This window comes from Erwinia sp. STN24 (genome assembly GCF_041320675.1).
Lineage (GTDB): Bacteria > Pseudomonadota > Gammaproteobacteria > Enterobacterales > Enterobacteriaceae > Erwinia > Erwinia aeris.
Genome location: NZ_JBGGPM010000003.1, coordinates 117,109 through 134,959 on the forward strand (window position 1 = coordinate 117,109; position 17,851 = coordinate 134,959).

General features: G+C 56.7%; 19 protein-coding genes. 5 read left to right on the forward strand and 14 right to left on the reverse strand.

The genetic code is table 11. From position 1 onward, the window contains the following. The first annotated feature begins 56 nt into the window (after window positions 1-56). Window positions 57-491, forward strand: coding sequence for an SRPBCC family protein (locus tag ACA373_RS13170; RefSeq protein WP_253458333.1), 435 nt, complete (start codon window positions 57-59; stop codon window positions 489-491). 15 nt (window positions 492-506) lie between these two features. Then, on the forward strand, window positions 507-998 hold the full coding sequence (locus ACA373_RS13175; protein ID WP_253458336.1) for a GNAT family N-acetyltransferase: 492 nt from the start codon (window positions 507-509) through the stop codon (window positions 996-998). A 106-nt stretch (window positions 999-1,104) separates the two neighbouring features. On the opposite strand, the gene ftnA is transcribed toward ACA373_RS13175, so the two are convergent. Beyond that, complete coding sequence (gene ftnA, locus ACA373_RS13180) at window positions 1,105-1,611, reverse strand: non-heme ferritin (protein ID WP_253458339.1); 507 nt, start codon at window positions 1,609-1,611, stop codon at window positions 1,105-1,107. Window positions 1,612-2,133: 522 nt separating this feature from the next. Here ftnA and ACA373_RS13185 point away from each other — a divergent pair. Continuing rightward, window positions 2,134-2,361, forward strand: a complete 228-nt coding sequence (locus tag ACA373_RS13185) for a helix-turn-helix domain-containing protein (protein WP_370734627.1) — start codon at window positions 2,134-2,136, stop codon at window positions 2,359-2,361. Window positions 2,362-2,400: 39 nt separating this feature from the next. Here ACA373_RS13185 and ACA373_RS13190 read toward each other — a convergent pair whose 3' ends face one another. The 9 genes from ACA373_RS13190 to ACA373_RS13230 all read right to left on the reverse strand — a co-directional run bounded on the left by ACA373_RS13190 (window position 2,401) and on the right by ACA373_RS13230 (window position 12,440). Further along, on the reverse strand, window positions 2,401-4,044 hold the full coding sequence (locus ACA373_RS13190; RefSeq protein WP_253458345.1) for a methyl-accepting chemotaxis protein: 1,644 nt from the start codon (window positions 4,042-4,044) through the stop codon (window positions 2,401-2,403). Window positions 4,045-4,180: 136 nt separating this feature from the next. After that, window positions 4,181-6,649: an insulinase family protein gene (locus tag ACA373_RS13195; RefSeq protein WP_370734628.1), complete on the reverse strand. Its 2,469-nt coding sequence runs from the start codon at window positions 6,647-6,649 to the stop codon at window positions 4,181-4,183. Continuing rightward, the gene (pqqE, locus tag ACA373_RS13200; protein WP_253458351.1) at window positions 6,646-7,779 is read right to left on the reverse strand and encodes a pyrroloquinoline quinone biosynthesis protein PqqE; all 1,134 of its coding nucleotides are present in this window, start codon (window positions 7,777-7,779) and stop codon (window positions 6,646-6,648) included. The genes ACA373_RS13195 and pqqE overlap by 4 nt, the downstream gene beginning before the upstream one ends. Continuing rightward, on the reverse strand, window positions 7,766-8,050 hold the full coding sequence (gene pqqD / locus ACA373_RS13205; protein WP_370734629.1) for a pyrroloquinoline quinone biosynthesis peptide chaperone PqqD: 285 nt from the start codon (window positions 8,048-8,050) through the stop codon (window positions 7,766-7,768). The genes pqqE and pqqD overlap by 14 nt, the downstream gene beginning before the upstream one ends. Continuing rightward, window positions 8,050-8,802 carry a pyrroloquinoline-quinone synthase PqqC gene (gene pqqC, locus ACA373_RS13210; RefSeq protein ID WP_253458354.1) on the reverse strand — a complete coding sequence of 251 codons (753 nt, stop codon included), beginning with the start codon at window positions 8,800-8,802 and terminating at the stop codon, window positions 8,050-8,052. Before pqqC ends, pqqD begins: the two co-directional genes overlap by 1 nt. A 7-nt stretch (window positions 8,803-8,809) precedes the next feature. Further along, window positions 8,810-9,721 (reverse strand): pyrroloquinoline quinone biosynthesis protein PqqB, encoded by a 912-nt coding sequence (pqqB, locus tag ACA373_RS13215; protein WP_301250614.1) that lies wholly within the window; start codon window positions 9,719-9,721, stop codon window positions 8,810-8,812. A 52-nt stretch (window positions 9,722-9,773) separates the two neighbouring features. Further along, a complete protein-coding gene (gene pqqA / locus ACA373_RS13220; protein WP_071789594.1) occupies window positions 9,774-9,845 on the reverse strand; it encodes a pyrroloquinoline quinone precursor peptide PqqA in 72 nt (23 codons plus the stop codon). A gap of 154 nt (window positions 9,846-9,999) precedes the next feature. Next, entirely contained in the window at window positions 10,000-11,040 is a 1,041-nt protein-coding gene (locus ACA373_RS13225; RefSeq protein WP_370734630.1) for a dipeptidase, read from the reverse strand. Window positions 11,041-11,480: 440 nt separating this feature from the next. Continuing rightward, window positions 11,481-12,440: an AraC family transcriptional regulator gene (locus ACA373_RS13230; RefSeq protein ID WP_301250612.1), complete on the reverse strand. Its 960-nt coding sequence runs from the start codon at window positions 12,438-12,440 to the stop codon at window positions 11,481-11,483. A gap of 107 nt (window positions 12,441-12,547) precedes the next feature. Here ACA373_RS13230 and ACA373_RS13235 point away from each other — a divergent pair, with 107 nt between their 5' ends. Next, entirely contained in the window at window positions 12,548-13,723 is a 1,176-nt protein-coding gene (locus ACA373_RS13235; RefSeq protein ID WP_125287261.1) for an MFS transporter, read from the forward strand. A gap of 116 nt (window positions 13,724-13,839) precedes the next feature. Here ACA373_RS13235 and ACA373_RS13240 read toward each other — a convergent pair whose 3' ends face one another. The 3 genes from ACA373_RS13240 to ACA373_RS13250 form a co-directional block, all read right to left on the reverse strand. Further along, window positions 13,840-14,028 (reverse strand): YjfB family protein, encoded by a 189-nt coding sequence (locus ACA373_RS13240; protein WP_253458365.1) that lies wholly within the window; start codon window positions 14,026-14,028, stop codon window positions 13,840-13,842. A 451-nt stretch (window positions 14,029-14,479) separates the two neighbouring features. Then, entirely contained in the window at window positions 14,480-14,917 is a 438-nt protein-coding gene (locus ACA373_RS13245) for a Shiga toxin A subunit (protein ID WP_253458367.1), read from the reverse strand. After that, window positions 14,914-15,276, reverse strand: a complete 363-nt coding sequence (locus ACA373_RS13250) for a tlde1 domain-containing protein (protein ID WP_370734631.1) — start codon at window positions 15,274-15,276, stop codon at window positions 14,914-14,916. Before ACA373_RS13250 ends, ACA373_RS13245 begins: the two co-directional genes overlap by 4 nt. 1,061 nt (window positions 15,277-16,337) lie before the next feature. On the opposite strand from ACA373_RS13250, the gene ACA373_RS13255 reads away from it, so the two are divergent. Continuing rightward, the gene (locus ACA373_RS13255; protein ID WP_369896246.1) at window positions 16,338-16,703 is read left to right on the forward strand and encodes a hypothetical protein; all 366 of its coding nucleotides are present in this window, start codon (window positions 16,338-16,340) and stop codon (window positions 16,701-16,703) included. Between the two features lie 430 nt (window positions 16,704-17,133). On the opposite strand, the gene ACA373_RS13260 is transcribed toward ACA373_RS13255, so the two are convergent. Beyond that, a complete protein-coding gene (locus ACA373_RS13260; RefSeq protein ID WP_253458373.1) occupies window positions 17,134-17,715 on the reverse strand; it encodes a DUF4142 domain-containing protein in 582 nt (193 codons plus the stop codon). Window positions 17,716-17,851 lie beyond the last annotated feature (136 nt).

Below are 17,851 nucleotides of genomic sequence, written 5' to 3' on the forward strand. Positions count from 1 at the left end.
ACGGGAAAGAGCAGCAACATGCTAAAGTTAAATTTTTACGCTAAGAGGTTTCTACTATGTCGCACTCGTCCTATACCAGCCGCATCATTACCGCCACGCCAGAACAAATCTGGCCGCTGATTGCCGATTTTAACGGCCTGCCGAAAATCCATCCGGCTATCTCCTCCAGCGAGCTGGAAGATGGCGCTACCGAAAGCAAGGTCGGCGTGGTCAGAAAGCTGACGCTGCCCGATGGCATAGTGCGCGAGCGCCTTGTAAAGCTGGATAAAGCCAATTGGGAGCTGCACTACGCGATTCTGGACGGCATCATGCCGGTCACGGATTACGTGGCGGTGGTGAAGCTGACGCCGAAAAACGACGGCACCACGCTGGCGGAATGGTGGGCGGATTTCAAGGTTGAGGCGGGCCATGATGAACAGGAAGTGGCGCAGAGCATCAGTGAAGGCGTCTTCGCCACCTGTCTGCAAAACGTCGCGCAACAGGCTGGCTGAGTAAGGATCTTCGCCATGACGACGCGATTTATCGTGCAGCGCTACCATCCTCGCTACCAGGCGGGGGTAAAAGATCTGATCCTGCCGATCCAGAATCACGAGTTCGGTATTGCGATTTCGGCAGAGCAGCAGCCGGATCTCAGCGATATCCCGACCTTTTATCAGCAGGGTGCGGGCGATTTCTGGCTGGCGACGGTCGACGATCGGGTTGTTGGCTGTATCGGCCTGAAGGATATCGGCGAGCAGCAGGCCGCGCTGCGGAAAATGTTTGTGGCGGAAGACTGGCGAGGCAGGGAGCACGGCGTGGCCAATAGCCTGCTGCAAACGCTGCTCGCGCACGCTCGCGAGCGGCAGCTCCGTGACGTCTGGCTGGGCACCACCGCGAAATTTCTGGCGGCGCATCGTTTTTACGAGAAGCACGGCTTTAGCGAAGTGGCGCAAGCCGCGCTACCGGCCGCTTTCCCCGTGATGAAGGTGGACACAAAGTTCTACCGGCTGGCGCTGTAGCAGAAAAGCAGCCGGTTTTTGCCGCCAGTCACCAGCTTGACTGCGCCCTGCTGACCGGGCACGGTTTTGTCAACATCCTCAGGGGCGAACGCTTCGCCCCTTTTACTCAGGCCTGCTCGCCTGAGGTGCTCATCTGCATCAGATCTTTATCAACAAAGAACAGCCCTTTACCGCTGGTGCCGACCAGTGCCAGCTTATCCAGCACGGATTTGAACAGCTTCTCTTCTTCATGCTGTTCGGCCACGTACCACTGCAGGAAGTTAAAGGTAGAGTAATCCTGCGACGTCATTGCCGCATGCGCCAGCTCGTTGATTTTTGCGGTAATCAGCTGCTCGTGCTCGTAGGCCTGTTCCAGCACGTTGTTCAGCGAGTCAAAGGTCACCGGCGGCGCGGCGATGCTGCCCAGCACCGGCATGGCGCCGGTATCGCTCAGGTAGTTGAACAGGCGCTGCATATGCTGCATCTCTTCGCGGGAGTGCTCGCGCAGAAAGGCGGCGGCCCCCTCAAACCCTTTGTCGGCGCACCAGGCGCTCATCTGCAAATAGAGGTTGGCGGAAAAGAATTCCAGGTTTAACTGATCGTTCAGGCGAGCGGTCATTTCGGCAGTCAGCATAGCGGCTCCAGATATTAACAGGCAAAATAATTATTTGCCGCATTATGCACGGGAAGCAGAGAAATAAAAACCGCAGAAAAATATATTTTATATTTATCTGCGGCGAAAAATAAGGAGTGATAATTATTATCATCCTTTCTCATGTTGGGGCCTGCTGTAATGGTTTTGATAATTATTCTTGTTAGCTATTCGTTTTAAAAAAGGCGTCCTTTTAAGAGTATGCATAAGCTATACGAATTACTTGTTTACTTAATGATTTGAAAGGGTTTTCTATTGGTTAAATTCGTTTTTTTGGCGGAATAAATATTTAAAAACGCGCTTTTTAGCTGTATAACAGGGAAAGAATAAACGCCGCTTTTTGCAAAAATATAATAGTGGCGGTTGCGTGCGTTATCGCTGCTGTCTGGCGCCCTGCCGACGTGGCTGGACATCGTCAACGGCCGATAACGACGTGAAGCAGATAAATGATATGACGGGCGGCTCAGCCGCGGACAACGGTTTAACTCATAAAAGGGATGCATAATGGAGCTAAAGGACTGGCATACCGCAGACATTATCGCTGCGTTAAAAAAAAGAGGCACAAACTTATCCGCGCTTTCACGGCAGGCGGGACTGGCGTCCTCGACGCTGGCTAACGCGCTGCGCCGTCCGTGGCCGAAAGGCGAGCGGCTGATTGCTGAAGCGCTGGACATCGCTCCCGAGAAAATATGGCCGACACGCTATCAGCATCCGGTGCGGCCACATAAGTAACACAATCAGAACGGCCGGTAAGCCGTCGGCGACGCTCGCTTAAAACGTTTCCCAGTTTCCTTCACCGGCTGCCGGCTGCGTTTTTTTCAGGGCTTTTTCGGCAGGTTTTGCGGCTGGCGCGCGCGCGTGGCCGGTCTGAAACACGGCAACGGCCTGAGCCAGACGGGTCGCCTGGTCCTCCAGCGACGCGGCGGCGGCGGCCGATTGCTGTACCAGCGAAGCGTTCTGCTGCGTGACCCGATCCATCTCCGTGACCGCCTGGCCAATTTGATCGATGCCGCGACTCTGTTCGTCAGAGGCGGAAGCGATCTCTGCCATAATGGCGGTGACGCGTCCCACGGCATCGACGATATCGTGCATGGTTTCTCCGGCGGTGGTGACCTGAAGCGAACCGGCGTCGACGCGGCTGACGGATGCTTCAATCAGCGTCTTGATCTCTTTCGCCGCCTGGGCGCTGCGCTGGGCCAGATTGCGCACTTCGCCCGCGACCACGGCAAAGCCACGGCCCTGTTCGCCCGCGCGGGCAGCTTCCACGGCGGCGTTAAGCGCCAGGATATTGGTCTGGAAAGCGATGCCGTCAATCACGCTGATGATATCGGCGATTTTCTTCGAGCTGCCGGCGATATCGCTCATGGTTTGCACCACGCCGTCCACCACCTTGCCGCCTTTGATTGCGGTTTGCGACGCGCTCGACGCCAGCTGTGAGGCCTGACGCGCGTTTTCTGCGTTCAGCTTCACCGTGGCGGTCAGCTCTTCCATGCTGGCTGCGGTCTGCTCCAGCGAGGCGGCCTGCTGCTCGGTACGGGCGGAGAGATCGTTGTTGCCCATCGAAATTTCGCTCGCGCCGGTGTAGATGGCGTCAGAGCTTTCCCGCACGTGGCTGACGGTAACGGTCAGCGCCTGCTGCATGGCGGAAAGATGGGCGGCCAGCCTGGCTATTTCGCTGCGGCCTTCCACCGTCAGCGTGCGGGTCAGCTCGCCTTCGGCAATGTGCTGAATATGCTCCTCAACCTGCTTCAGCGGCCGCAGCAGCACTTCCTTAATCACTTTCCAGATGACCAGCACCAGCACCAGCAGCAGCAGGATCACTGCCGCCAGCGTCCACATCATATTCGTAAAGCCCTGCTGATTGACCTCAATGCCCGTCGCCAGCAGCTTCGCGTTCTGTTCGCGCCACTGGTTATAGCTGGCTTTCAGGCCGTCCTGCGCCTGCTGCGCATCCAGATTGCCGTAAGCCTCGTAGTTATTCGCGCCGAGAAACTGGACAGACTGCTTCATGGTGTCATGCAGCTGCTGATAGCTGCTGGCCACGCTGGCCGTTATCTCGCTGCTTTGTCCGGGTTGCGCAGGCGCACGCTGATAACGTTCAAAGTGCGCCTGCGCCTCGTTAAGCAGGGCAGTGGCGTTGGTCAGCAGCTTGTCGATGGCCGCCAGCGTGGCCGGATCGGTTTGCTTTTTCAGAATACGGATAGCGGCACGGTTAATGGTGACGCGCGTTTCAAGCAGCGTCTGCCAGGTGTCGCTGAGCTGGTTCTGCTGCTGCGTCAGCACGCTGGCGTGGTTGAAATTCTCTTTGTCCTGGCTAATAGCGTTAAATGAGAGCGCGCTGGAAACCAGCAGCAGCCCGCTGAAAATAACCAACATGATAACGATGCTGGTCACAACTTTAATATTTTTTAGCATACTGCGTACTCGGAAAGGGGAGTCGATAAAGGCTTATCGGTAGTCACGCAGGGAAACTTTATGGCGCGCGGGCGTCAGACGGTGAATAAAATATAAGCTGAATCGATTAGCGTGAGCGCCTGGCAAAAAATTTGCTTTAGGCGCTGTTGCTCAGCCGCCACCAGCGGGCGCAACTGGCGGTCAGCTGTCGATAAGCCTGACGTAGCCGATCGGGCGAGGGCCGGACAAAGCTGAACGGCAGGTTAAGCTGCTGATAGAGCCAGTGAGCGGTAACGTGCTCGCGGTTTTTCGGCACGCTTTCGGGCAGGGCAGGCAGCAATGACAGCCAGCTGGCGGCAAGCGTTTCGGTGGTCTGGCTATCTACCGTTGCCGCCATATCGGCGATAAACCGATCGATATGCCCGAACAGTTCTGCCGTGCTTAAAGCGGGTGATTGCAGCGCAAACAGCAGGCCGGCCTGTCCGGCGGTCTGATGAAAACGGCAGCTGACCACGTAGCCGACGTTGGCCTCGACCCGCAGCCGTTGAAAAAAGCGCGGCTCAAACAGCGTGGCGAGCAGCTGCCAGCTGGCAAAGCAGACCGCGCTGGCCTCGGCGAGCGGGCAGAACACCAGCACCGCCGCATCACGGCTTGCCGTCGGGCAGGAATAGTGCGGCTGCGTGGGGAAAACGTGCGGCGGTGACTGCGCCGGTTCGACCGCGCCCGGCAGCCTGGTCAGCAGCCGCGCCAGGTCTGCTGCGCTGTTGGCCGCGCCGCCGTAAAGCGTGGCCTGCCAGCGTAGCGCCGACAGCGCATCCGCTGACGTGCTGTTCAGCAAATCGGGCAGGTGCGCCAGCAGACAGCGGATGGCGATATCGTCAGCCTGCTGCGCCTGATAAAAAAGCCGTTCGCCAAAAGCCTGGGTGGCGGCTGGCGGATCCGTCAGCGCCTGTATTGCCCGATCCAGCGTAGCGGCCAGTAATGCATCTTGACCGCTGAGCCGCAGCTGCCACAGACCGTGCTGGCGGGAAAAGGCCAGCTCGCCGCCGCCGTGCAGCGCATCGCCCATCGCGGGCTGAAGCGCGGCCTCGATCAGCGCGGCGCTACGTCGATCTGGCAGAAGGCCAGGCTGGACGCTAAGCAGCAGCGTTGGTTCGACCGGCGCGGCAACCAACGCCAGCGTGCTTTTCGCTACCGGTAACGCGGGCGTGACGGGCGTGGAGGCTGGCGAATAGAAATGCAGGGCGGGCGGCGTTTCCGGCTCCGGCTCCGCCTGCGGCCAGTCGATAGCCGCCAGCCGTAGCGTAAAGCCCTGCGCGCGGACGGACGGCGCGCTGACCGCAGGCGATACCCACAGTCGGCTGAGGCTTTGCGGCAGGGGTAGCGGCGTGGTCGACTGCGCAGGCGGAAAACCCAGCGCCAGATCGCGTAGCTGGTCGAGAGGAGAAAGCTGGCTGAAACGCCGCTGCGTGAGGCTGGCATAGTGAGCCCGCTGCTGCTGCGTCAGGCCGGAAAGCTGCGCCAGCCAGCGGCGGAACAGCGTTTCTATACGGGCGCACTGCGCCAGCTGAAGGCCGCTCAGCTGAAAGCGCACGCTGGCTACCGACTGCCGCGCGCTGCGGTAAGGCTCCAGCAGCGAAATATCGTCGCACAGCCCCTGTTCGCGCAGCGTCGCCAGCAAACTACCTGACGCTTTGTCGGTCAGCAGCTCGCGCAGCAGCGTCAGGCTGGCGGGCTGCGGGTCGTTGAGGAGAAAACTCAGCTGGAGATGCTGCGCTGCGGCGCTTTGCAGCGCAAAAGCCCGCTGTGGGGCCAGCCGTAACAGCGGCGGCGCGGCAGGCAAGGTTTCTGCGCGAGCAAAAGCCCTTGGTGCGGTCGGCCGTAACAGCGGCGGCGTGGCAGGCACGGTTTCTGCGCGAGCAAAAGCCCTTGGTGCGGTCGGCCGTAACAGCGGCGGCGCGGCAGGCGCGGTTTCTGCGCGAGCAAAAGCTGCCGCAGCCTCTTCGGCCATGGCTTCCAGCTCCTGCAGCGGCTGCGGGCCGCTCAACCAGAGTTCCAGATTGCCGGTATGGAACCAGCATTGATGCCAGTCCCGCAGCGCCTGCTGGAGCGCGACCGCGTCGTCGCCGAAATGGCGCTGGCTGCCGACGTGAAAATCGTGCAGGGGATGGGGCGCGGCGAAGGCCTGGCTCAGCGCCGCCTCGCACAGCGTCGGGCCATGGCTTTGCAGCATCCGATACTCCGCCTCGATCGCGGCCGCTTCTGTGGTAATCGCCTCGGTAGCCAGCAGCGGGCGCGCCAGCATATCAGACAGCCTGCACAGCGCCTGCCCCAGCCGCTCGGGAGCGATCTCCACAAACCAGGCGGTGAAATGTGCCTGAGTGGTGGCGTTAAGCCGCGCGCCGTGGGCGGGCGCCCAGGCCATCAGCCGCTGCTCCTGCTGATAACCGGCGCTGCCGGCGAACAGCACATGCTCCAGCAGATGCGCCAGGCCCGGCCAGCGTGCGGGTTCGTCAAGGCTACCGGCGGAAAGCCGGAACAGCGCCGCCGCCCGCGCGGCTTCCGGCTCGTGGATCAGCGTGATCCGCAGGCCGTTTGCTACGCGGGAAGAGGAATGACCGTTCACGCTTCGGTTTTAAAGATCAGCTGTGAATTGGTGCGGTTGCGGAACTGCAGCTGGCTGATTTGAATATTGCTGCAGTTGGCCTGCTCACGCGCTTCAAGGATCTGGCCATGATGCGGCGATTTGGCGCAGACGGGATCGGCATTGTCCGCGTTTCCGGTCAGCATAAAGGCCTGGCAGCGGCAGCCGCCGAAATCCTTCTCTTTTTCAGAGCACGAGCGGCAGGGTTCCGGCATCCAGTCGAAGCCGCGATATTTGTTAAAGCCGAACGAGTCGTACCAGATTTCCTGGAGCGTATGCTCCAGCACCGACGGGAAGGCGATCGGCAGCTGGCGCGCGCTGTGGCACGGCAGCGCCATGCCTTCCGGCGTCACGCTCAGGAAAATCGCGCCCCAGCCGCCCATACAGCCTTTCGGCCGCTCTTCATAGTAGTCGGGCGTCACGAACAGCAGGTTAGCGAAGTTGCTGTTGTCCTTCATTTTTTCGCGGTAGCGCTGCACCACGGCTTCGGCGCTGGCGATCTGCTCGCGGGTAGGCAGCAGGCCCTCGCGGTTCAGCTGCGCCCAGCCGTAAAACTGGCAGGTCGCCAGCTCGACGTCGTCGGCCTCCAGCTCGATCGCCAGTTCAATAATGCGATCGATCTGGTCGATGTTATGGCGATGCAGCACAAAGTTCAGCACCATCGGGTAGCCGTGCGCCTTGACCGCTTTCGCCATCGCCAGCTTTTGCTGGAAGGCTTTTTGCGATCCCGCCAGCGCCGCGTTCAGCGTCTCGTCGCTTGCCTGGAAGCTGATCTGGATATGATCGAGACCCGCTTCGGCAAAGGCGTCGATCTTTTTCTCGGTCAGGCCAATGCCGGAGGTGATCAGGTTGGTGTAAAAACCCAGATCCCGCGCGGCACGGATCAGCTCGGGCAGATCTTTACGCACCAGCGGCTCGCCGCCGGAAAAGCCCAGCTGGACGGCGCCCATCTGGCGGGCCTGTTTAAAAACTTCTATCCATTGCGCCGTGGTCAGCTCCTGCTCCTGCCGGGCGAAATCCAGCGGGTTTGAGCAGTAGGGGCACTGCAACGGACAGCGATAGGTCAGCTCCGCCAGCAGCCAGAGCGGCGGATTAGGCTTAAGCGAGTTCACGGAAAATTATCCACTTCTGTTCGACGGCCTGCATAAAGAACGCTTTGACGTCCTCATCCACGCCGCCCGCATCGGGAAAACGAGCGTTCAGTCCGGCAATCAGCGCGGCAAGCGGGCGTTTACCGTCCACCAGCTGCAAAATCGCGGTGGCGCTCTCGTTCAGCTTCGCCATGCCTTCCGGGTACAGGATCACGTGGCAATCCTGCGTCGGCTCCCACTGCAGGCGGTAGCCACGGCGAAACGCAGGTATCTGCTGGTCGTTAAGGGTCATTACAGCAATCTCTCTTTATGCCAGACGGGCTGGTCGGTCACGGTATGGTAAGGCGGACGATGCAGCGCGTAGGCCAGGGTCATAGCGTCCAGCATACTCCACAGAATATCCAGCTTGAACTGCAAAATAGACAGCATACGCTGCTGCTGTTCGGCCGTGGTGAAGTAGTCCAGCGCCAGCGCCAGCCCGTGCTCGACGTCGCGGTTAGCCTGGCTCAGGCGGCCGCGAAAATAGCCGTAGCCTTCGGCTTCGATCCACTTATAGTGCTGTGGCCAGCTGTCCAGGCGCGACTGGTGGATTTCCGGCGCAAACAGCTCGGTCAGCGAGCTACAGGCCGCTTCCTGCCATACCGCGCGGCGGGCGAAGTTAACGTAAGCATCCACGGCGAAACGCACGCCGGGCAGCACCATCTCTTCCGACAGCAGCGTCTCGCGCTTGAGGCCGACCGCTTCGCCCAGGCGCAGCCAGGCTTCAATCCCGCCTTCGCTGCCCTGATGACCGTCGTGATCCAGAATACGCTGTACCCACTTGCGGCGCGTCTGCGGATCCGGGCAGTTCGCCATAATGGCGGCGTCCTTCAGCGGAATACTGGTCTGGTAGTAAAAACGGTTCGCCACCCAACCCTGGATCTGCTCACGCGTCGCCTGGCCGTTGTGCATGGCGATATGGTAAGGATGATGGATATGGTAATAAGCGCCTTTGGCGCGTAGCGCCTGCTCGAACGCTTCGCGCGTCATGGGAGTCTGTTGCATGATTTTCTCACAGGTCGATACGCATACCGTCCCAGCTGACTTCGATGCCGTGCTGCGTCAGCGCCTGACGTTCAGCCGACTCTTCATCCAGGATCGGGTTGGTATTGTTGATATGAATAAGGATTTTGCGCTCGGCGGGCAGCGAAGCCAGCAGCGCTATCAGGCCCTGCTCTTCGGCCAGCGCCAGATGACCCATATCCTTACCGGTATTGCGGCCCACGCCGGTTGTCGCCAGCTCGTTATCCTGCCACAGCGTGCCGTCGATCAGCAGGCAGTCGGCTTTTTGCAACCAGCCCAATAGCTCGCTGTCCGGCTCGCCCAGACCGGGCGCATACATCAGCGTTTTTCCGCTGCGGGTATCTTCAATAAACAGCGCGACATTGTGGCCGGGCAGCGGTCTGCCGCGATACTGCGAATAGGGCGGCGCGTTGCTGAGCAGCGGGATGGCGGTAAACCGCAGCGCCGGACAGACCGCCACGGAGAAAGGTTCGCCGGGCTGAATCGCGTGATGCACCAGGCCGCCGTTCCAGTGCGAAAGCATGGTAAAAATGGGGAAACCGGTGGTGAGATCGTCGTGTACTTCCGGCGTGCACCAGACCTGATGCGGACAGCCCTCGCGCAGGCTCAGCAGGCCGGTGGTGTGATCGATCTGACTGTCGGTCAGGATAATCGAGCCGATAGCGGTGCCGCGCAGGACGTCTTTCTTATTCAGCGCGGGCGTGGCGGCGATCTGATGAGCGATATCCGGCGAGGCGTTGCACAGCACAAAATCGACGCCGTCGTCGCTGATGGCGATGGAAGATTGCGTACGCGCCGAGGTTTTCAGCGTGCCGTTACGCACGCCCTGACAGTTTCGGCAGTTGCAGTTCCACTGGGGAAAACCGCCGCCGGCCGCAGAGCCAAGAACGTTAATTTGCATGTGTAGACCAGAAAAAAAGAGAGGAAATGCCCACCTGAGTGGGCATAAGGGCTTAGCGGTTGGAGATGTACAGCGTCACTTCCAGGCCTAAGCGTAAATCAACAAACGTTGGTTTAGTCCACATAGCGGAGCTCCTCATGGTGTTAAGGGAAAAATCTGCCCGTTAAGTTCGGCAGGTAAACAGCTTATTGTCAAATATCGCCCTGCGGCGGCGCAAATGTTGCACCTGTGTCACAGTGATATCAACCCTGTAAGCCGCAGGGATTAACGGGGGAGCGTTATTCTCCCCAGGTTTTCTTCAGCACGCGTAACCAGTTACGCCAGCAAATCTTATCGATCAGTTCGGGCGAATAGCCCGCCTGCTGCATTAAATCGACCAGTTTCGGCAGTCCGGCCGCATCGCCCAGTTCGTCCGGCACGCTGATGCCGTCAAAGTCAGAACCGAAGCCGACGCGATCTTCGCCCAGCTTTTCCAACAGCGCATCAAGATGCTGCACAATCTGCGCCAGCGGCGTATCGCTGTCGCGCTTGCCGTCGGCGCGCAGAAACGCATTGCCAAAGTTGACGCCGACAAAGCCGTCGCTCTGCGCAATTGCGGCCAGCTGAGCGTCGGTTAAATTACGCGGCTGCGGGCAAAGCGCATGAACGTTGGAATGGGTGGCGACCAGTGGCGCATCGCTGACCTCCGCCACCTGCCAGAAAGATTTCTCATTCATATGCGACAAATCGATCAGCAGCTTTTTCTGATTAAGCACGCGCAGCAGATTGATCCCGACAGGCGTCAGCCCGTCGCCGCTGTCCGGCGAGCCGGGAAAACCGCCGGTCACGCCGGTGCCGAAGCGATTTTGCAGATTCCACAGCGGGCCGACGCTGCGCAACCCGGCGGCAACCCAGCGGTCAAGCTGGCTGCACTCGTCATCCAGCGCCTCTGCGCCCTCGATATGCAGCACCATCGCCAGCACGCCCTGCGCGATACAGCGCTCAATATCCTCCGCGCTGCGGCAGATACGGGCCTGACCGGCGGAGCGATCGGCAATCTGATGCAGCAGGGCGATCTGCGCTTCGGTAATCGCCAGCGGATCGTGATCCTCTTCCTGCCAGCCCGTCTTGCTTTGCTTCACGTACTGCGCCGGCGGCACAAACACCGCAAACAGGCCGCCGGCAAAGCTGCCCCGGCGCATTCGCGGCATATCCAGGTGACCGTGCATCGTGCCGTGCAGAAACTCCGCCACGGCATCGCCTGTTTCCTGCATCCACAGGCGCAGCAGAAGATCGTTATGGCCGTCAAAAACGGGTTGAGCAGAGGTCGATAGCGTCATTGTTATGAATCAGAAGGTACATTGTTAAATAAATGATACCTCAAAGCGCCGTGCCGGGCCTGCTGAAAAGTGCGGTTATGGCGCTAAAACGCATTAAACGGCAGGGAAAAGTGTAAAGAATTGCGGTAAGGGTAAAGAGGATGTTGGAGAGGACAGGGAAGAACAAAGCTGCCGACGAACGCCGCCTACGGTGTTAAAGCTCTTGACGTATAAAGCTCAGCAGTTATTTATTCACTCCCTTCGGGCTTCCGGCGCGCTGATATGCCGCACGATAAGGCGGTGGCGGTTGAGCAAATCCGCCCTTCGCTGACCGGACGCGGCCTGACCCGCTCGCCAAAAGACAGTATGCAGCCGTCGGTTAAAAACCTGGGCGACAGCGTGATGGATAGGGTACGCCTCCTGTTTTTTGTAGTATGCAGGAAGGAGCCGCTTACAGGCCGTCAGGCCTGCTGCTCCGCTCTTCGGCTCTCTTCCGCCCGCAGGGCGCCCGGCGTGGTGCCGGTGGTGCGCTTAAACGCCCGGCTGAAAGCGGCCAGCGAGCCGTAGCCCAGCCGCCAGGCAACGCTCTCTATCGCTTCGCCGTCGCGGCCAATCCACTGCGCCGCCAGCTGCATACGCAAATTGGTCAGATAGCGTACCGGCGTCATGCCGGTGACCGCCAGAAAGCGCTCGGCAAAGACCGAGCGCGAGCTGCCCATCTCCGCCGCCAGCTGCGCCACCGTCCAGTTTTTGCCGGGATCGCGGTGTAGCGCCACCAGCGCTTTGCCTAACTTAGGATCGCGCAGCGCCTCCAGCCAGCCGCCCGCCGCGCCACAGCCCGATTCCACCCAGCCGCGTACGATAAACGCCGCGACCACATCCGCCAGCCGCGCCAGAATGCCCGCATAGCCCGCTCTTTTGCCCAGCGATTCCCGCTCCATCGCTTCCAGCATCGGCTGCACTTCCGGATATTTATGGATCAGCGTATCCGCCAGCAGCACTTCCGGCATCGAGCCGATCAGCATCTGCATACCGCCCAGGTCGAACTCCATACAGCCGCTGAATATCAGCGTGGTTTCTTCGGTGGACGCGCAGTCTTTAATACAGCAGACGTTGCCGCAAACCGGCGTGGTATTGAAGGCGCGAATGTCCTTGCAGGCCACATCGGGCGAGGAGAGCAGCACATGATCGCTGCCGTGCGGCAGCAGCAGCGCATCGCCCGTATTCAGGGTGCGCAGCTGGCCGTTCTGCGTCCGCAGCAGCACCGGGCCGCGGCTGACGAAGTGGAACTGCGCGCGGCCCGGCGCTTTAACAAAGCCAACGCCAAACGGCGCGGCGAGTTCGATACGCCGATACTGTAGCCCCAGCAGGCGCATCCCGTAGAGCAGCTCGCTGGTGAGATCGTGGCCTTCTGTGGTCATGGCAGCGCTTCCCGGACGATTAATCAATAATGACGGATTTTACATCATAGACCATCCGACACCAGCGCTTTAATCTTGCTGCCATCGAACGATTAAAGAGATTTTCTATGACAACACCAATAAAGCCTCAGTGGGGAGCCGTGTTCTCTATGGCGCTGGGCGTATTTGGCCTGGTAACCGCCGAGTTCCTGCCCGCCAGCCTGTTAACGCCGATGGCGGCCAGCCTGGGCGTGACGGAAGGCATGACCGGCCAGGCGGTGACCGTGACGGCCATTTTCGCGTTGGTAACCAGTTTCTTCAGCGCTTCCCTGACCAGCAAGCTGGATCGCCGTGGCGTGATGCTGCTGTTTTCCGTAATGCTGATCGTTTCTAACCTGCTGGTCGCCTTCGCGCCGAACCTGACCTTTATTCTGGCGGGACGAGTGATTTTAGGTATTGCCATCGGCGGCTTCTGGACGCTGGCGGCGGCAACCGCTATGCGGCTGGTGCCGGAAGCGATGATCCCGCGCGCGCTCTCCATTGTTTTTAGCGGCGTGTCGGTTGCTACCATCGTTGCGGCGCCGATGGGCAGCTATTTCGGTCATCTGATCGGCTGGCGTAACGTGTTTGTCGCTGCGGCGGCCATCGGCGTGCTGGCGCTGGGCTGGCAGCTGGCGGCATTGCCAAAAATGCCGCCTAATCCGCTGGCTAAAAACAGCTCGATCCTGTCGTTGATTAAGCGTCCGGGCATGCAGACCGCGCTGCTGGCGATTATTCTGGTTTTCTCCGGCCATTTCGCCTTCTTTACCTATCTGCGACCTTTCCTGGAGAGCGTAACCGGCGTGGACGTCAACGGGCTTTCCGCTATTCTGCTGGGCTTTGGCGTGGCGAACTTCGCCGGTACGCTGCTGGCGGGCCTGCTGCTGGAGCGTAATCTGCATCTGACGCTGATCGGCATGCCGCTGGCGATGGGGCTGATGGGCGTGGCGCTGGTGGGATTAGGTTCCGCGCCGGTGATGGACGCGCTGCTGGTCGCGCTGTGGGGCATGGCGTTTGGCGCCGTGCCGGTTGCCTGGTCAACGTGGATCACCCGCACCATGCCGGAAGAGGCGGAAAGCGGCGGCGGTCTGCTGGTGGCGGCTATTCAGCTGGCTATCACTATCGGCGCAGCGGCCGGCGGTATGATCTTTAACGTTACCGGCGCTAAAGGCGTGTTTATGGGTAGCGCGCTGCTGTTATTGCTGGCGACCATGACCATCTTTATGGCGCTGCGCGTGAAAGCACCCGTGCAGGACAGCGTATAAAACAAGCTGGTGCGGTAGCTGATGCCGATCGGTTAATGATGCTGTAGTGGTGCAGAAATCCGGAAACGTCCTGTTTCCGGATTTTTTTACGTCGTGCTCAGGATTGTTGCCGCTAATCAGGCGGTGGTATTGATGTTGCGACCGACTGCGGGGTTGGCAGGTAACTGAGGGATGGAATCAATGATCCCGGCCGCCACAGACTGCTGATTATCCAGGGCTTTCTTTAGTACGAGCGTGCTTACTTTGTTACCGAGTTCCATGTTATCAAGGCCGGTAGCCAGTGATGCAATTTGTGATACATCCATCTTGCTCTCCTGATTAATATGACTGCCCAAAGGGTAAAAAAGGCTTTCAGAAGCCTGAAAAAGCTATCGGCATTTGAGCGCAAATCTTTAGCGATACCCTGGCGGAGCAGGCATGGCGGCGTGGTGCGGGCGCGTCTTGTTTATAGCGGCCTGAAAGCGTTGCATGGTGAGGTTTTGCTGGTTGTTAAGCCGCAGGCAGCCAGCCGGGTAAATGCCTGGTCGTGCTGTCGAAGCTGGCGTTTGAGGCGTATTGCCGTTCGGCGGCCCCAACCGCCGGGTGCTCAAATGCTGGTATCAGAGCTGAACCAATCGTCCTGGCCACGCAACGGAAAGCCTTTTTTGAAAAGCTGGTGGCGAAATGTGAGATCAAAGAAAGCTATGCTGACACACAGTTCAGAAATGTGACGCGTTAATGGTAAAAAGCCCCTGCGCCAATACACAGGGGCAATAATCAAAACTCGCGCTTGACAATAATATAACCATTAAAATTGACAGAGCACTCGTCATCATTAATTAATAGCGAAGCTAAAGTGACAATGTGTTTATTTTTGTGGTTAATATAATCATACTTTACAATTATATTTTTAGCATTACTTTCCATAAACATTTGTTTTCCTTTATCGAGCGAAAAAAAATGTGTTGATTCTGTACTATAGTTCTTTCTTGCCAGAGTTTCAGCAAGCTCAGGCGTTACATTGTTAGTACTCAGGAGTGACAACTTTGTTTTATCAACTAAAATGTCACTTTCTTTGATATCTAAATCTGCAACAAGAGCATCGGTCATACTTACCCCGACGCTTCTGTTAATATCAAGGCATGATTCAGGTGTTACGCCCGCAGATGCATTAGCACAGATAATAAAGGTAAAAAGAGCGGAGTTTTTTATCATTTCACAATTAACTCCTGATCATGACTTTCAGCAATCTTTTTCCTGTCATATAACCTGGTAACAATACAACCGTTAGATGCTGTCCCTTTACCATTATCACCATGAATAAGGAAACCATCCCGGTCACACATGCTATTCCCTGGATGAGGAGTTAAACGTATGACATGTTTCCCCGCTTTTGGATGCGTGGCTTGCATTCGCCCAATATGGTATTTTCCTCGAGGCAGAGGGCCTTTAAATTTAACGCATTCAAATGCTACATCATCTTTATACCCCCACGCACCAGCGTACATAGCCTTAAACTGGAACTTACCATTCAGGTAAAAAGATTTAGTCATCACTTCATAAACCCATGCCATTGTTACTCTCCTTGTTTACACCAACTGTTGATTTACTCCTGCAACATGCATTTTAAACAGAATTCATTTACTGTTTTCCATAGCAGATAAAGGAAATTGAAGGATCTTATAACAATAATCAAAAGAGGGATTGATTTTGTCCGAAATTGGCATAGTATCTCTCCAAAGTAGGATTTCTGTGCATACGCCACTTATGAATTGCAAACCTCGCCACGGCGGGGTTTTTTGCTGTTAGCCCTGTGGCAAACGCGGCATACAATTATCACTGTGATGCTTCAGCCCACTTTTAATATTACTCTTTTAATTTGTGATGGTGTTCAACCTTTTTTGTTTTTTTATTTAATTGCCGCTCCAAAAAGTTCTTAATTTATTTTTATTAAATATATAACTGCCTGTATATATTGTTTTTTATTGTAGTTTTAGGCAAATGGTTACATAGATTGACGAATCCCTGACAAAAGAGTAAACCTGTTTATGCCTTATCAAAAAGCAAATGGTGGGGCATATATTTAGGTTGATAATTGGAGGAATGATAGCCGGATCATTGGGCGGTTTGGCTGGTATAGCCGTAGGGCTGGCTGGTGGCGTTATCTCTGGTGGATGTTTCAAGAATAGCGGCAACAGCGGAGGCGGTGGTTCCGGTTCAAACAATTCAAATTGTTCTGGCGACTCTTGTTCCTTTTAAGGACGCTTAAAGTGAAAGAGAAATTGATTTACTGCCTCGCTATTTTTTTTGGGGTGCTTCTGGCATCATCGCTATTGAGTGGTGCAAAGGTAATGTTTACTAATTGGTATGCATTCCCTGAAGAAATATCACGCTTCAGTATAATGATGATTTGCTATATTGGTGTGGTTAAATTTATTCATTTTATTTTTTCGATCTTGATTAAGAAATAAACGTAATTTATATAAAAAATTTCACTTTAAATATTATATTATATGGCCGCCAGGTTCGGCCTTTTTAATGCTTGTTAGAATGGCTATTTTTTTATAAAAGGAAAGCTTTCCACGTATATATTGCAGGCTTACTTCGGTGGGCCTTTTTTATTTAAGGTTTTTATATGACAGAACAGTTAAGCACCGGTGCAACCTCCGGATCAGTCGCTGGCTGGGGGCTCATTACTTCCGCGCTGGCAGGTTTTATAACGTCAGTAGATTATTCAATCACATTCGGAGCACTTGCGGACGCGATCTGTTTTGTCGTCACCGGGCTAATCCTTTTTTATGGCAATTTTGCGCTGCTTTGGCTTTTCGGGCATTACAAGGTGTCGGCATGGCAGGCCACAGTCGTGAACCTAAGGAAATGGCGACGCAGTAAATATAAATACTCAATAGATTTACAGCGGCTTTTGCATATTTTGCCCATGAAAGGCCGGGCGCAAAATACGTTGGTAGCGTCAAATATGAAAAACCACACGCTTGCCTGAAAGCAGCTCTACGTCCAGGGCGGTTTTGTGATAAAAGAGGGCGCCTTTTGTAACCGCTTATACGGGGTTATGGTGACAGGCAGTAATATGAGCCGATCCCGGCTGTATTTACTGCTTCCAGGCTAGTCGGGGGAAGCTGCGCCAGGATAAGAATTGCTGTCCTGAGCGCATATTTTAGTGATGTCCGTTGGGAGCCAGAAGCGTTCCTTCGCCATGATTCCGTATATCCTGTCGAACAGCTGTCTGGTATTAACACATGCAGTGAACGTCTGTTTGCGACCACGCAGGTGCGAGCATTGAACGGCACGCTTAGAGTAAAGATGCCGCCCGTTCTGCGGCACCACCAACAATGACGCCTCCGTGCCTTTCAGCGATATGTTGAACAAGGCCCGTGCCTGGTCGAAGGACAGTCGCCCACTGAACAACCTGTTTACTTACCTGCCGACATCGACATCTGTTGGGCGGACTTCAGGTGCTGCTCAACGACCGGCGTATGCGCGTCGGCCAGGGCCTTCACATCCGCATCCTTAATCTGCATGGCGTCACTTTTCAGCTTCGCCAGCACCATCTTGTGGTCTTTAGTGCCGGCGTTTTCCATATACATCTTGTCAAATGCGTTGCCGCTCTGCTTTTCCAGTTTAGCGGCTATGGCCTTGTGGCTGGCGTCCGGCTCAGTCGGCAGCGTCACGCCCTTTTGCTGGGCGACGGCCTGTACTTTGGTCAAGGCGGCGCCGTGATCTTCGACCATCTGCTGAGCGAATGCTTTGACATCGCTGCTTTGGGCCTTGCTCAGCGCGAGCTTGGCAGCGGCGATTTCATTGATATTGGCCTGCGCCATGTCTTTCACCGCTTTTTCGTCGCCGGCACTGAGTTTGGCGCTCGATCCTGCCTGGCCCGCGGCGACATTCTGCGCGGCGCTCGTTGGCGTCTGGGCCTGCACGCCGACAGTGTTGAACATAGCGGCCGCTGCCGATACGGCCAGCAGCATTTTCAGGGTTTTACTCTTTTGCATGTTGTTCTCCTGATGGTCGTGGGTAGGGTGGGTATTTGGGAACTAACCGTGCTCAGATTCGTAGGTAAATTACACCAGCAATGGTCAGTATAGTGGATCATCGGGGCGAGTCAGGGTCTGCAACGAGAACGGCAGC